Origin of the sequence: Frankia sp. AgPm24 (assembly GCF_023243055.1) — a bacterium.
Taxonomy (GTDB): Bacteria; Actinomycetota; Actinomycetes; order Frankiales; family Frankiaceae; genus Frankia; species Frankia umida.
Genome location: NZ_JALKFW010000067.1, coordinates 1 through 1,034, shown reverse-complemented (window position 1 = coordinate 1,034; position 1,034 = coordinate 1). Strand labels below are relative to the sequence as shown.

Annotated in this window: 2 protein-coding genes; both read right to left on the bottom strand. The window is 69.6% G+C overall.

Annotation, left to right across the window (positions count from 1 at the left end; translation table 11 throughout):
- Positions 1–176: polyketide synthase docking domain-containing protein (locus MXD61_RS05665; protein ID WP_248811789.1), on the bottom strand; the 176-nt coding region annotated here is incomplete at its 3' end.
- A 28-nt stretch (positions 177–204) separates the two neighbouring features.
- Positions 205–1,034: acyl carrier protein (locus MXD61_RS05660; protein ID WP_248811788.1), on the bottom strand; the 830-nt coding region annotated here is incomplete at its 5' end.

Below are 1,034 nucleotides of genomic sequence, written 5' to 3'. Positions count from 1 at the left end.
TGCCAGAGTTCGTCGGGTGAGGTGATGCCGCCGGGGAGTCGGCAGGCCATCCCGACCACGGCGATCGGCTCCCGGGAAGCGGCGGTCATCTTCCGGTTCTGCTGGCGCAGGCGGTCGTTTTCCTTGAGGGACTTCCGCAGGGCCTCGACCACCGTGGGGGTGGTGTTCTCGCTCATGATCGGTGCACTCCAACGGGGCTTGTGGTCAGTCGGTTTCCTCGAACGCCAGCAGAATCAACCGCTCGGTATCCAGGTCGTCGATGGACTCGAGGTCATCCACACTCGAAGGGGCGTCGGGCTGCCCGGCGAGGTCGAATGCCAGCTGTGCGATTCCGCTCGCGTGAAGAAGGTCGATCGGAATGGTGCGCAGAATTCTTCTCAGTTCGGCGTCACCGGCCGATTCGCCGTCGGTTCCGGGGTCCGCGTCCAGCCGGGCGTCGGTGGGCTCCGGCGCCGCGGGGAAGAGATCTTCCAGCAGATGGGTGGCGATGGCCTGCGGGGTCGGATGGTCGAAGACGAGGGTGACCGGAAGCCGGCGTCCCATCACCCCGTCCAACCGGTTACGCAGCTCCACGCTGGTGAGCGAGTCGAAGCCCAGTTCCTTGAAGGCCGCCCGGGCCGGGACCGCCGCGGCCGTGGCGTACCCCAGGATCTGCGCGGTCTGGGTCCGCACCGCCTCGAGGAGCAGGCGCTCGCGTTCGGCCGGTGCCAGTGGTGCGAGCCGTTCGGTCAGGCTTCGCACCGCGGGGACGCGTCCCTGCTCCTCGCACGGGTCGCCGGGGGCGTCCGCACGCACGAGCAGGGTCCGCACGATCGGGGGAAGGTGCTCGCCCGCGTCGGGCCCGACCGCGGGAACGAGTTTGGCCGGCACCAGCTGCGCATCGCTGCGCCCCACCGCGGCGTCGAACAGTCGCAGGCCCTCCTGCGACGACATCGGCAGCACGCCCACCCGGGCCAGCCGGGTGAGGTCGGTGGTGTCGAGGTGGCTGGTCATGGTGCTGGTTTGGTGCCAGAGGCCCCAGGCGAGGCTGGTGG